General features: G+C 65.0%; 15 protein-coding genes. 4 read left to right on the forward strand and 11 right to left on the reverse strand.

What is annotated here, in order from left to right:
• Positions 1-92: 92 nt before the first annotated feature.
• Entirely contained in the window at positions 93-1,490 is a 1,398-nt protein-coding gene (gene fumC / locus V6M89_RS19775; protein ID WP_332854776.1) for a class II fumarate hydratase, read from the forward strand.
• Positions 1,491-1,496: 6 nt separating this feature from the next.
• Here fumC and V6M89_RS19780 read toward each other — a convergent pair whose 3' ends face one another.
• Entirely contained in the window at positions 1,497-2,315 is an 819-nt protein-coding gene (locus V6M89_RS19780) for a hypothetical protein (protein ID WP_332854777.1), read from the reverse strand.
• Between the two features lie 293 nt (positions 2,316-2,608).
• Here V6M89_RS19780 and V6M89_RS19785 point away from each other — a divergent pair, with 293 nt between their 5' ends.
• Together V6M89_RS19785 and V6M89_RS19790 are read left to right on the forward strand one after the other, a co-directional pair.
• Complete coding sequence (locus tag V6M89_RS19785) at positions 2,609-2,827, forward strand: RNA-binding S4 domain-containing protein (RefSeq protein WP_332854778.1); 219 nt, start codon at positions 2,609-2,611, stop codon at positions 2,825-2,827.
• Positions 2,828-2,984: 157 nt separating this feature from the next.
• The gene (locus tag V6M89_RS19790) at positions 2,985-3,275 is read left to right on the forward strand and encodes a hypothetical protein (protein ID WP_332854779.1); all 291 of its coding nucleotides are present in this window, start codon (positions 2,985-2,987) and stop codon (positions 3,273-3,275) included.
• Here the strand turns inward: V6M89_RS19790 and V6M89_RS19795 are convergent.
• The 10 genes from V6M89_RS19795 to V6M89_RS19840 all read right to left on the reverse strand — a co-directional run bounded on the left by V6M89_RS19795 (position 3,272) and on the right by V6M89_RS19840 (position 10,225).
• The gene (locus V6M89_RS19795; protein ID WP_442881986.1) at positions 3,272-3,736 is read right to left on the reverse strand and encodes a DoxX family protein; all 465 of its coding nucleotides are present in this window, start codon (positions 3,734-3,736) and stop codon (positions 3,272-3,274) included. The two genes, V6M89_RS19790 and V6M89_RS19795, sit on opposite strands and share 4 nt — an antisense overlap.
• Before the next feature lie 30 nt (positions 3,737-3,766).
• Positions 3,767-5,413, reverse strand: a complete 1,647-nt coding sequence (gene bufB, locus V6M89_RS19800; RefSeq protein ID WP_332854781.1) for an MNIO family bufferin maturase — start codon at positions 5,411-5,413, stop codon at positions 3,767-3,769.
• 23 nt (positions 5,414-5,436) lie between these two features.
• A complete protein-coding gene (locus V6M89_RS19805; protein ID WP_332854782.1) occupies positions 5,437-5,709 on the reverse strand; it encodes a BufA1 family periplasmic bufferin-type metallophore in 273 nt (90 codons plus the stop codon).
• A gap of 286 nt (positions 5,710-5,995) precedes the next feature.
• Positions 5,996-6,196, reverse strand: coding sequence for a YjfB family protein (locus V6M89_RS19810; protein ID WP_152804488.1), 201 nt, complete (start codon positions 6,194-6,196; stop codon positions 5,996-5,998).
• Positions 6,197-6,249: 53 nt separating this feature from the next.
• The gene (gene mobB, locus V6M89_RS19815) at positions 6,250-6,795 is read right to left on the reverse strand and encodes a molybdopterin-guanine dinucleotide biosynthesis protein B (protein ID WP_332854783.1); all 546 of its coding nucleotides are present in this window, start codon (positions 6,793-6,795) and stop codon (positions 6,250-6,252) included.
• 67 nt (positions 6,796-6,862) lie between these two features.
• On the reverse strand, positions 6,863-7,057 hold the full coding sequence (locus tag V6M89_RS19820; RefSeq protein WP_332854784.1) for a hypothetical protein: 195 nt from the start codon (positions 7,055-7,057) through the stop codon (positions 6,863-6,865).
• A gap of 69 nt (positions 7,058-7,126) precedes the next feature.
• A complete protein-coding gene (locus V6M89_RS19825; RefSeq protein ID WP_332854785.1) occupies positions 7,127-7,816 on the reverse strand; it encodes a general secretion pathway protein GspB in 690 nt (229 codons plus the stop codon).
• A 1-nt stretch (position 7,817) separates the two neighbouring features.
• Complete coding sequence (locus V6M89_RS19830; RefSeq protein WP_332854786.1) at positions 7,818-9,506, reverse strand: AAA family ATPase; 1,689 nt, start codon at positions 9,504-9,506, stop codon at positions 7,818-7,820.
• 18 nt (positions 9,507-9,524) lie between these two features.
• Positions 9,525-10,040 carry a hypothetical protein gene (locus V6M89_RS19835; RefSeq protein WP_332854787.1) on the reverse strand — a complete coding sequence of 172 codons (516 nt, stop codon included), beginning with the start codon at positions 10,038-10,040 and terminating at the stop codon, positions 9,525-9,527.
• Positions 10,040-10,225 carry a hypothetical protein gene (locus tag V6M89_RS19840; protein ID WP_043480370.1) on the reverse strand — a complete coding sequence of 62 codons (186 nt, stop codon included), beginning with the start codon at positions 10,223-10,225 and terminating at the stop codon, positions 10,040-10,042. Before V6M89_RS19840 ends, V6M89_RS19835 begins: the two co-directional genes overlap by 1 nt.
• A 215-nt stretch (positions 10,226-10,440) precedes the next feature.
• Between V6M89_RS19840 and V6M89_RS19845 the strand changes: the two genes are divergently transcribed.
• Positions 10,441-11,787 carry a GIN domain-containing protein gene (locus tag V6M89_RS19845; RefSeq protein WP_332854788.1) on the forward strand — a complete coding sequence of 449 codons (1,347 nt, stop codon included), beginning with the start codon at positions 10,441-10,443 and terminating at the stop codon, positions 11,785-11,787.
• Positions 11,788-11,856: the final 69 nt, after the last annotated feature.

Raw genomic sequence — 11,856 nt, forward strand, 5'->3', positions numbered from 1 at the left:
TTTGTAGCCCTAGGTTAATTTTTCCGGACTGCGCTACACTGGAAGGCACTTAGCAAACACACATGATTGCCTCCCCGCCCAAAGGAAAAACCATGAACACCAGAAGTGAACGTGACAGTTTTGGCCCGATCGACGTCCCCGACCACCAGTTGTGGGGCGCGCAAACCCAGCGCTCGCTGGAACACTTCCACATCTCCACCGAGCGCATGCCGCTGGAGCTGATCCACGCGCTGGCCAGCGTCAAGCGCGCCGCCGCCCGCGTCAACCTGGACCTGGGCCTGCTCGAGGGCGCCAAGGCCATCGCCATCACCCAGGCCGCCGACGAAGTGCTGGCCGACAAGCACCCGACCGAGTTCCCGCTGGCCGTGTGGCAGACCGGCTCCGGCACCCAGTCCAACATGAACATGAACGAAGTGCTGGCCAACCGCGGCTCCGAGCTGATGGGCGGCGTGCGCGGCGAAAGCCGCAAGCTGCACCCCAACGACGACGTCAACAAAGGCCAGTCGTCGAACGACATCTTCCCCACCGCCATCCACGTGGCCGCCGCCCAGGCGCTGGCCAACCAGGTGCTGCCGGCGCTGCGCGCGCTGCGCGACAGCCTGCACGCCAAGGCCGAGGCGTTTGCCGACATCGTCAAGATCGGCCGCACCCACTTGCAGGACGCCACGCCGCTGACCCTGGGCCAGGAATTTTCCGGCTACGTGGCCCACCTCGACTTCGCCGAGCGCGCCATCAGCACCGCCCTGCCCGGCGTGCTGCAACTGGCGGCCGGCGGCACGGCGGTCGGCACCGGCCTCAACGCGCACCCGGAATACGCGCACCGCATCGCCGCCGAGCTGGAACACACGCTGGCGCTGCCCTTCCGCAGCGCCGACAACAAATTCGCCGCGCTGGCCGGCCACGACGCCCTGCTGTCGGCCCACGGCGCGCTGAAAACCCTGGCCGCCGCGCTGATGAAGATCGCCAACGACGTGCGCTGGATGGCCTCCGGACCGCGCTCCGGACTGGGGGAAATCACGATACCGGAAAACGAGCCGGGCAGCTCCATCATGCCGGGCAAGGTCAACCCCACCCAGTGCGAAGCGCTCACCATGCTGTGCTGCCAGGTGTTCGGCAACGACGTCGCCATCACCATCGGCGGCGCCTCCGGCAACTTCGAGTTGAACGTCTACAAGCCGCTGATCGCCCACAACTTCCTGCAAAGCGCGCGCCTGCTGGCCGACGGCATGCGCAGCTTCGAAGAGCATTGTGTACATGGAATCGAGCCCAACCGCAGCCGCATCGCCGAGCTGATGGAACGTTCGCTGATGCTGGTCACCGCGCTGGCGCCGTACATCGGCTACGACAAGGCCGCCACCATCGCCAAGCAGGCCCAGCATGAGGGAACGACGTTGAAAGAAGCCGCGCTGGCGCTGGGCTACGTCACTGCCGAGCAGTTCGAGCAGTGGATCGTGCCGCTGGACATGACCCGTCCCGGCGCCAAGGGCTAGGCCCCTTCAGAAGCCATACGAGTAGCGCACCCCGGTCAGCCAATCCGGCCGGGCGTTGGCGTCGTGGCCGGGATTGATCCGCCACATCACCGCACCGGTCAGCTTGCCCCCACGGCCATCACGGCCGAACGAAGTGGTGTAGCCGAATTCCAGGTCGCGCTCGGTGGCGGTCGGCCGCAGATTCAGGGTCGGCGCGCCGAAGGCCGGCGCGCCCGGATCGCCGGACTGCGGCGCCGATCCGCTGTATTGCAGCGTGCCGGACCGCACCTTGGCAGGGACCGACAAGGTTATCGCAAGACGGTCGTGGCTGTTGAACACCTCGCGCGTGGACAAGCCCACGCTGAACGCCATCGTGCGCACCGACGACACCTGGGAGATCAGGCTATCGGGATTGCCGATGCCCTCGGTCTTGCCGTAGGACGCCATCAACATCAGCGCGCTGCGCGAACTGAGCGCATACCCCAGCGACAGCGAGGTGAAGGTGGTGGTCGGCCGGGTGTTCATGGCCAGCGCCGGCGACTGCTGCGAGCCCAGCGCCGAACCGGTCTCGCGCAAAATACCGATGGTCAGGATGCCGACCGCGCGCCCCATTTTCTTTTCATAATCCGCGCTGGTGAGGAAACGCTTGCTGTGCTCGTTGAGCATGGGCCCCAGCGGATCGAGCAGCGCCAGGTTGTCCGGCAAGGCGCCGAAATGCAGGCGCGGCCCGCCGTTGTAGCCGATGCCATAGCGCGGCGCGGCGTCGTTCTGCAACTGCTCGCTCAGCGCCAATTGCCGGTCCGCCGCCTCGAACAGCAAGGACGAATTGGACCGTTTCTCAAACACGGGAGGCGGTTTTTGCAGGGAGAAGGGATCGGATGTGGCTGCGCCCGCCAAGCCGGAAAGCGGACAAATCAGGACTGCGACTGGCCAATAGAGCTTATTCATGATGCAACTCGCTGATGGCAAACCATGCTGCACAAAAATTCAGCAGTTAACTCAGGATAGCAACTTTTTTTCCAGACGGCAACCTCAACCTTGAGGTATTCGTGGAGTAAACTGCGGCCCTGTCGGAATGCCGCTACACTACTGAAAGTAAGCGGCAGCGCCGATTTCACATCATAGCAACAGAGGATAAAATGCAGAAAGTAAGTTTTGAATTGAGCGGAGAGTTTGTTGAGCTGAATCAGCTGCTCAAGCTAGTTGGCCTGTGCGACAGCGGCGGCGCCGGCAAAATGATGGTCGCCGGCGGCAGCGTCAAGGTCGACGGCAAGCAGGAATTGCGCAAGACCGCCAAGATCCGCGCCGGCCAGCAAGTGACCGTGGGCGACATCCGTATCAGCGTCGAGGGCGTGTGAATTGATCTTGCATTTGGGCAATAACGACCTAAGCTGAAGGTCAGGACGGGTGGGCGCGTTTGACCCAGCGCAAACCGGCGGACCTCTCCGCCGATATATTGGGATGGCCTGCTACCCGGCTTGTTCAACCAGTTTTTCTTACGACCAGGGGAACGTCATGGACGATCCTGCACACAATATGCAAACGCAGGAACGCCTGCTCGACGACTTGCGGCAAGTGATCGAAAATGCCGAGGAGTTGCTCAAGAACACAGACCAGTACAACGGCTCGCTGTACCAGGCGGCCCGCGCCAAGCTGGCGCAGGCGCTGCTGACCGCCACCGAAGAACTGGCGCGTTTCGAAGACACCCAGCTCAACCGCATGATCGAGCTGACCGCCGCCGCCAACCGCCTGCACCAGGACCTGACCGGCGAAGCGAAGATACTGCGCGCCTTCCGACCGACCTAGGCCGCCCGGCGGCCAGCCAGCCACGCATCCAGAGAAAATTTACCCGGGCCAAAGGCCACCAGCGCCAGCAGCATCACGCCCCAGTAGAAATGGTCGTTGATCGCGGCCGGGCATTCAAAGCTCAGCAGCTGCGGGTAGGAAATCACCGCCATCGCATTCACCAGGAACAGCGCCAGCGCCGCCGGGCGCGACACCAATCCCACGCACAGCAGCAGCGGCAGCGCCAGCTCGCCGGCCGCGCCGAAGTAGGCGGCCAGTTCGGGCGGCAGCAGCGGCACCATGTACTCGTCGCGGAACAGCGCCAGCGTCGCGCTCCAGTCGCCGACCTTGACTAGGCCGGCCTTGAAGAATTGCCAGCCCACATACCAGCGCAGCGCCAGGCTCATCAGTGAACCGCCCCACGCGGTCAGTGCCGCGTCGTAGCGGGATAATTGTTGGTGCAGTCCGAGGATAGTTTTCATCATTGCGCTTTCAAAATTAGTTAGTCGCCGCTAGGCGTCTATCCTGACAATCAAGGCGAAATCTATCCACTGCCGCAAATTGGCGGCGAAGTCGTAGTCGTCGTCGAGCTCGAAGGCCGCATCCAGCGCCGCGCCCAGCTCGCCACCGGCGGCCAGCACCGACAGCGCCGCATGGCTGGCCGCGCTCAGCGGCAGGACCTGGGTTTTCCAGTGCGGCCGCGTGACCAGTCCATGGGAAGGCGCCGCCAGCTCGGCCGGGAACGGCACGCCGCTGCCGGGCTGGTGGGCCTGCCACAGCGCGACCGTCGCCCAGTCCGACGCCAGCAGCGCGCAGGCCGGATGCAGTTGCAGCCGCGCCGTTTCGATCTGCTCCGGCGTCAGCGCCGCCATCTGCTGCGCCGTCACGCCGTCGGCCGAAGGCGCGTAGTGGGCGCGGTGCAAGGTCCACTCCAAGGTCGCCATGTCCGGCAGGTAGGGATAGTCGGCCACATGCGGGAAGGTGCGCAGGAAGGCGCCGAAGTAGGCGCCGAAGCGGTTCAGGTCGCCGCTGTCGGACGGATGCGCATGGCCATACGCCTGCGCCAGGCCGCCGAAGAATTCTTCGCCCACCAGCATCTGGATCACCGGATAGGCCGCGCCCAGCGTCTTGCTCCAGGTGGCGCTGAGGTTGCCGCGATACAGCGCGTAACGATGCTCATTGTGCTCGCCCTTGAACAGCGCCAGCGCCGCCGGCGTCAGGCGCGCGTCGAACAGTGCGCCGGCGAACGCTTGCTGGCTGGCGGCCAGCGCCGGTGCCTGCTCGTCCGCCGGCAAGGCCGCGCGCGGCGCAGCGGCCACAATGGTCTCGGCATGGCGGCGATGCAGCACTTCGGCCTTGTCCGCCTCGCCCAGCAGCACGCTCAGCTCGGGAATATCGGTATCCCACTCGATCAAGGTGGGCACCGCGCCGAAGCGCTGCAAGGCCGCCTCGTACAGGCGCCAGACCGGCTCGGCCACCGTGTCGCCGTGGTGGTCGATCACCGCCTGCGGCGTCACCAGATGGCCGGCCAAGTGCATCTCGCCCACCATGCCGGGCCGGATCGCGGCCAACGCGGCCAGCGCGTCCTCGCCGTGGTTGCATTGATTGACGTACAGGTTGTTAATGTCCAGCAGCAGCCCGCAGCCGGTGCGCGCCGCCAATGCCGCCATGAATTCGGCCTCGCTCATGGCGTCCTGCTGGAAGCGCACATAGGTCGACACGTTTTCCAGCAACAGCTGGCGCTTGAGCGTGTCCTGCACGCGGCTCACGCGCGCACACAGCAGGTCGAGCGCGGCCTGGTCCAGCGTCAGCGGTAAAAGATCGTTGAGTTGCCGGTCGCCGACGGCGCCCCAGCACAGATGTTCGGACACCAGCATCGGTTCGGCGCGCTCGACCAGACTGCGCACACGTTCAAGATGATGTTCGGAAAAGCCGCGCGCCGAGCCCAGTCCCAGGCCGACGCCATGCAGGCTGATCGGATAATCGCGTCGCAATTGCTGCAACACGTGCCAGTCCCAGCCGGCTTGATCGAGATAATTTTCGGTATGGACTTCGAGCCAGGCGGCGCGCGGCCGCTGCTCGATAAACTGACGGTAGTGCGGAGCCCTCAGCCCCACGCCCACGCCCGGCAAAGGCTGCGCTGGACCGGGCAAGGACATGGCTCCGCGACCGCTGGCTGCGATTACTTGGCTGGCGCTGCGGTTTTGCCGCCGGCTTTTTCGCAGGTGCCCTTGGCGACGTATTTCCACTCGGCAGCGCCGTTGTCGGTCTTCGACTGGCCGGCGCAGGAGTGCGAACCGTTGGCCGAGGCGCAATCGTTCTGGCCAGCCTTGGCGATGCCGAAGCATTTCTCTTTTTCAGCGGAGGCCGACGCGGTGGCGGCGGAAGCGGAGCCGACGGAAGCGGCGCATACGGTGGCCAGGGCGGCGGCGATCAGGGCTTGACGTTTATTCATGGTAAGTCTCCTCAATGATGGAAGTTAAGTTCAACGTGCAACGAAAATCGTCTGCAACTGTACGGTAGTCGGCAAACAGCGCTCCGGCCTTACACTTTTTTGAGATTTTTTTTCGCAAGATCTTCAAGCAGAAGCAGCGTACCAGCAATAACGCGTTGACGCATCATTCTGTTGACAGGATTCAATTCGGGAGGGGGACGCCGGGCGCAAGCACACGCCGGCACGCTGCGCACCGGGCGGCGCGCAGAGCGGTCACGCGGCGCCTGGCGGGCCGCGGCGATGCCGTTCAGGCAGTCGTGTTGATGGTGTTGCCGAGATGCGAAGGCAGATTCGGCGCCGACGGCACCGGAGGAATCGCCTCGATCAGGGCAGCCGCGCTCGACGCCTGGATATCCTGGGCTTTTTTCAATACCGCGATGCCGACCGCCTGCTTGGTGCCGGTGTCTGCAATCGTGGTTGCTGCTTGAGCAATACCTGAAACGTCCATGTGATTCTCCAGTAAGGCGTATCACTTTATTTACGGACGTTCCGGGCGTAACTTTAGGCGTTTGCTGAAACTTTTTTCAGATGCTGGCCCAACCAGGCCAGCACGGCCTGCGGCTGGTTCAGGTCCAGCCAGGCCACGCCCGGCCGCAAGTCCGCCGGCGCCGGCAGGTCGGAGGCGACCGCGATCACGCGCGTATCGTTGGGGTACAGCGGCGGCTTGCCGGTTGCGGCGCGATACACCTCCAACTTGGCCACCGGATAGGACTTGAAGCCTTCCAGCAAGGTCAGGTCGGCGGGGGACAGGCGGTCCAGTTGCTCGTCCAGCGACGGTTCGGGCGCGCCGCGCAGTTCGCGCACGATCGCCACCCGGAACGGCGACGCCACCATCACCTCGGCCGCGCCGGCCCGGCGCAGGCGGGAACTGTCCTTGTGCGGCGGCTCCAGCTCCAGGTCGTGATGGCTGTGCTTGACGACATTGACTTTCAAGCCCTGCCCGGCCAGCCCGGCGATCAGAAACTCCAGCAGCGTGGTCTTGCCGCTGCCCGACGTCCCGATGACCGCCAGCACTGTGCGCTCGCGCGCGGGAATTGCTCTCTGCATTGCCTACATCTCCACTGCATCATGTTGCCGCCATTATACGCAGCAACATCGGAGCGGGGACGGCGGCTTATTCTTCGTTCAAGGCCTTGAAGCGCTCACTGCGGGCGCTTCGCGCGCCCAGCAACAACAATCCAATGCTAATGAAGCCGGCGACATAGGAACCGGTATCCTGTTGCGCTTGCGGTGTCTGGTCCGCGGCGTGGGCGCGCGGAACGGCGAAAGCTGCGGCGATCAGCAGCGGCAGCAACTTCAGATGTTTCATCGTGTTTCCCGTGCATGAATGTCAATGATAAGAAAATATCATTTCCACATGACGGGCGGATGACAGCTTTCAGTATGGAACGCGGTAGCGATAGCCTTTGAAATTGAATACCGCCTCGCGCGGTTGCAGTTTATCCAGGATCAGGCCGGGGGCGACCTCCTCGCCTTCGTGGCGCAGTATCTTGTCGATCAACAACAGCCGGTCGGCAGGATTCTTGGAATAAATGTAGCCGCCGACCGTGATATGCGGGATCGAACGCTGTATCGGTTCCGGCAGATCGCGCAGGTTCTGGACTGGCTCTTCCTGCGCGACGGCCGGCTTGGTGGATTTTTCCGGCACAAGCGCCGCTGCGACCGGCTCCGGATGCGGACGCGGCGCCGGCGTCACCGTCGCCACCGGTGGCGGCAAGGCGGCCGCCAACGGCTGGCTGTCCGCCGACGGGGCCACGGCGGGGGCTGCGACTGGCACGGCGGCTGGCGCAGCGCCAACCACGCCCGCTGGCACCACCAGGGCCGGCGCGGACGCCACCGCCTGCTGAGCACTGGATGGCGCCGCCTGCTGCGCGGGGCGCAGCACCAACACCAGCAATACCGCGATCACCACGCCCATCGCCAGCAACGCCAGCACGACAGGCTTCCTCAAGGCGCCGCCGGCCGCCTTGCCGTCCGCCCCATGCAGCGTGGGCGCATGCAAAGTCGGCGCACTGCCCAGCTGACGTTCCGCCTGCGCCTTCTTCAACGCTTCCAAAATATAAGACATATTATTTCCCTGCCCCGCTGCCGGTACCGACGGCCGCGCTGGCCAGCAAGCGCGGCTCCTGCACACCGCCCAACTGATACAGCCGGATGAAAGTTTTCGGACCGGCCACGCCGTCCGCCTTGAGATGTTGTTCAGTCTGGAACTCGGTCAGGCGCGCGCGCAGGCCGGAGCTCAGCGGCTGATCGTCCTGGGGCTTCTTCAGGCCATAGATCTGCGCCAGCCGCCGCGCCAGCCAATCCACGTCGGGCCCATGATCGCCGCCGTGGACCTCGTCGCGCCAGCTGCGCGGCGCGCGCCAGAAAGTCGTGAACTCACCGTCGAAGCGGGCTTCCAGCGCGTCCAGGCTGATGCTTTGCGACTTGCCGCCGGGCGCGACGATGGTCGCGCCGTGCTCGTCCATCGCCGTCAGCAGTACGTAGTTGGGCGCGGTCGGATCGTCGTGCAAGGTCAGCATCGCCGGGCGGTCCAGCAAACGCAGCTCAGCGACGCCGCCCTTGACCTGCAAGCAGCGCAGGTTCAAGCGCGCCGCCGTCGGGCAAGGTTCGCCTTCCGGCAACGCCAGGCCCCAGATCGCCGCCAGCTGACGCAACGCTGCCGCGCTACCGCCTACCGCCGCAGATGCAGGCGTCGGCCCGGCCGCTGGCTCAGGCGTAAGCGCCGCCACAGGCGCAGGCGCCGTCGCGGCCTTGGGAGGCGTCACCCGCGCCGTCGCCGAAGCCGCCTGCGCGCCTTGCAAAACCGGTTTCGCATCATGCGCGGCCAGCTGCCACGCCGCCACGCTCAGCACCACGCCGCCCAGCACCCCGGCCGCCACCAAAGGCCAGCGCGCGCCGGCCGCACGCGCGCCCTCGCCGCCGACCGCCGCGTCCGGCCGGGCAAACACCTCGGCCGCCGCCTTGCGCAAGATGGTGCGCGTCACCTGCGGCTGGTTCTCGACATACGCCCCCAGCAACGCCCGGTCGCACAGCAGATTGATGCGGCGCGGCACGCCCTTGGCCAGCTTGTGCACCAGCCCCATCAAACCACGCGGAAACGGCGCGATCGCCGCCGCGCCCGCCACCGCCAGACGGTGCTCGATATACGCCCCAGTCTCCGCCTCGCTCAGCGAGCCCAGGTGATAGCGCGCAATCACCCGCTGCGCCAATTGCTCCAGCTCCGGCCGCGCCACCATCGCGCGCAATTCCGGCTGGCCGATCAGGATGATCTGCAACAGCTTGCGCTCGCTGGTCTCCAGATTGGTCAGCAGGCGCAGCTGCTCCAGCACCTCCGCCGACAGGTTCTGCGCCTCGTCGATGATCAGCACGTTGTTGCGGCCCTGCGCATGGCTGGCCAGCAGGTAGGCATTGATCGCGTCCACATAGCCCTTGACGCTGACCGCCCCCGCGCCCGGCGGCGCCAGCGCGATGCCGAACTCGTCGCAGATCGACAACAGCAGCTCCTCCACCGACAGCTTGGGGTTGAAGATGTAGGCCAGCTTGCAGTTCTCGGGGATCTGCTCCATGAAGCAGCGGCACACGGTGGTCTTGCCGGCGCCGATCTCGCCGGTCAGCAGCACGAAGCCGCCGCCGCTGCCGACGCCGTACAGCAGATGCGCCAGCGCCTCGCGATGGCGTTCGCTCATGAACAGGTAGCGGGGATCGGGCGCGATGGAAAACGGCGATTGCTTCAGATTAAAAAAATGCGTGTACATGAAGACCCTGGCGATGCGCTACTTCAAGCGCTGGCGCACCGGCGGCGGCTGCACCGGCGGCAAGGGCTTGAACTTGGCGCAGTAAATCTTGGATTTGGTATCGAAATACACGATGCGGCTGGCCGGCTTGGCCTCGCGCACCGGGTAGGCCGAGCTATCGATTCTCGCATAATGCAGGCCAACCTGGGTGATGATGGCCTGCTCCAGCTCCTCCGGCGTGGCCTCGGCCACGGCGCCGACGAAGATATAGGTGCTGGTATCGTCGCTGACCATGACCTCGGTGATCGGCTTGCCCCACAGATTGGCGCCGTCGGTCTTGAACCAGTAGGCGCCGCCGTCGTGCTTGTAGGCCGGGCCGAAAGCCTTGCGCAAATAGTCGTAGTAATAGAGGTTGTCGGTCTGGTCGCGGCACAGCAGGCCGTTGCCGACGATGGTGCCGAAGGTGGTCGGCACCGATTGCGCTGCGGCGGCGCAGCAAACGGCCGCCAGCGCGGCGGCCGGCACGCCGCGCAGCATGCGCATGAATGGCGGCATTATAATTTCTGCAACCAGGACCGGTTGGCGCTGATGCGCGCCTTGGCGGTGGCAGGAAGGGCTTCGTAACAGCCAGGATATTGTTTCAAGGCGCTTTCCCGAATTTCCTTCTGCAAGCCATTAATCAAAAAAATATACAGCACCGAGCCGTCGTCCGTATTTTTGGTCCCCATGTACCTGATCATGTGCACTCCTTTGACCTGCGCAGGTGTTCCCCGGCAATACATCCTTACGTCCATTATGACATTAACGGTCGTGCCGCACTGAAGTTGAATGACGGTTCATCACCGTTTTTTTGCAGCTGATCCCCCCATTCCGCGCGTCCGTCCCATTCCGCGCGCCGGCCGGCGGCGTTTGTCTTATCGTTCAATCCTCGCCACTTCCCATAATCGAGATAAAAATGAAGCAGACGATCAAACACACCGCGCTGGTTTCCGCCCTTATGCTGGCATCCCTGGCAAGTTTCGCCGCCCAGGCCGACACCAAGCAAGACAGCAAAGCCGACGACAGCATCGGCACCGAAACCCGCACCGTCGCGGCCTTCAGCAACATCGCCATCAGCGGCCCGTTCCGGGTGATCGTCACCGCGCAGCAGGGCAACGCCATCGAGCTGTCCGGCCTGCGCCGCCAGTTCGCCGATATCGAAACCTCGGTCAGCGGCGACACCCTCACCGTGCGCCAGCCGCGCAAGAACAAGGACAAGGGCTGGGTCTTCAACTTCGGCTGGGGCAAGAAGGACAGCAAACCGCAAATGACCATCCGCATCAGCGCGGCCGGCCTGAAGAGCCTACGCAACTCCGGCAGCGGTGATGTTGATTTGCAACAATTCCAGGGCCAGCAACTGAGTTTGACCTCGGAAGGCCCGGGCGACGTGCACGCCAGCGGCGCCGTGCGCGACCTCACCGTCACCGCCTCCGGCAGCGGCGACCTCGACCTGCGCACGCTGAAGGCGGCCAGCCTGAACCTGATGATGAGCGGCCCCGGCGACGTCACCGCCGGCGGCATGACGCAGGACGTCAACCTGACCGTCAGCGGTTCCGGCGACCTCGACCTCGGCGACCTGCACGCGAACAAGGTCAACGCCTCGATGCACGGGCCGGGATCGGTGTCGCTGCACGGCACCACCAAGGAAATCCGCGCCGAGATCGCCGGCTCGGGCGACCTGGAAGCATGCTCGCTGAACACCGAAGCGGCCAGCGCCATGTTGCACGGTCCGGGCGAAGCCTGCCTGGCCGGCGTGATCAAGAAATTCGAAGCGGAAGTGCACGGCTCGGGCGACCTGACGGTGCGCGGCCTGCAAGCGCCAAGCGCGCGCGCCCTGCTCAGCGGGCCGGGCAATATGAACCTGTCGGGCAGCGTGGGCGTGCTCAGCGCGGAAGTCAGCGGATCGGGCGACCTGGAGGGGCAAGCGTTGCAGGTGGCGCGCGCGGTCACGCGCAGCCGCGGCCCGGGCAACATCATCCTGAGCAAGGTCAGCGACGCGCTGGATGCCGAATTGAGCGGCTCTGGCGACCTGAGCGCCACGGCCGCCTGCAAGAACGTCAAGCTGAACATGCACGGCCCGGGCGAGGTCAAGCTCGAAGGCAAGACCGACACCCTGGTCGCGCAGCTGAGCGGTTCGGGCAGCCTGCACGCCCGCCAGCTGTGGACCAGCCAGGCCGACGTCAAGGTGAGCGGCCCCGGCAACGCCGTCGTCAACGTCGCCGACAAAGCCGTCACCTACGACCGCAAAGGCCGCAGCCAGTAAAAATCCGGGGTCAGGTCCCCCATTAGGGCATCAGCTCGGCTATTTCGCCGGGCTGATGCACTAATGGGG

This window comes from Duganella sp. S19_KUP01_CR8 (assembly GCF_036688705.1).
Lineage (GTDB): Bacteria > Pseudomonadota > Gammaproteobacteria > Burkholderiales > Burkholderiaceae_D > Rugamonas.

Bases quoted from the DNA above. Each gene is read 5' to 3' on its own strand.
- fumC (WP_332854776.1), top strand. From the start codon at position 93: ATGAACACCAGAAGTGAACGTGACAGTTTTGGCCCGATCGACGTCCCC.
- V6M89_RS19785 (WP_332854778.1), top strand. From the start codon at position 2,609: ATGCAGAAAGTAAGTTTTGAATTGAGCGGAGAGTTTGTTGAGCTGAAT.
- V6M89_RS19790 (WP_332854779.1), top strand. From the start codon at position 2,985: ATGGACGATCCTGCACACAATATGCAAACGCAGGAACGCCTGCTCGAC.
- V6M89_RS19795 (WP_442881986.1), bottom strand. From the start codon at position 3,736: ATGAAAACTATCCTCGGACTGCACCAACAATTATCCCGCTACGACGCG.
- bufB (WP_332854781.1), bottom strand. From the start codon at position 5,413: ATGTCCTTGCCCGGTCCAGCGCAGCCTTTGCCGGGCGTGGGCGTGGGG.
- V6M89_RS19805 (WP_332854782.1), bottom strand. From the start codon at position 5,709: ATGAATAAACGTCAAGCCCTGATCGCCGCCGCCCTGGCCACCGTATGC.
- V6M89_RS19810 (WP_152804488.1), bottom strand. From the start codon at position 6,196: ATGGACGTTTCAGGTATTGCTCAAGCAGCAACCACGATTGCAGACACC.
- mobB (WP_332854783.1), bottom strand. From the start codon at position 6,795: ATGCAGAGAGCAATTCCCGCGCGCGAGCGCACAGTGCTGGCGGTCATC.
- V6M89_RS19820 (WP_332854784.1), bottom strand. From the start codon at position 7,057: ATGAAACATCTGAAGTTGCTGCCGCTGCTGATCGCCGCAGCTTTCGCC.
- V6M89_RS19825 (WP_332854785.1), bottom strand. From the start codon at position 7,816: ATGTCTTATATTTTGGAAGCGTTGAAGAAGGCGCAGGCGGAACGTCAG.
- V6M89_RS19830 (WP_332854786.1), bottom strand. From the start codon at position 9,506: ATGTACACGCATTTTTTTAATCTGAAGCAATCGCCGTTTTCCATCGCG.
- V6M89_RS19835 (WP_332854787.1), bottom strand. From the start codon at position 10,040: ATGCCGCCATTCATGCGCATGCTGCGCGGCGTGCCGGCCGCCGCGCTG.
- V6M89_RS19840 (WP_043480370.1), bottom strand. From the start codon at position 10,225: ATGATCAGGTACATGGGGACCAAAAATACGGACGACGGCTCGGTGCTG.
- V6M89_RS19845 (WP_332854788.1), top strand. From the start codon at position 10,441: ATGAAGCAGACGATCAAACACACCGCGCTGGTTTCCGCCCTTATGCTG.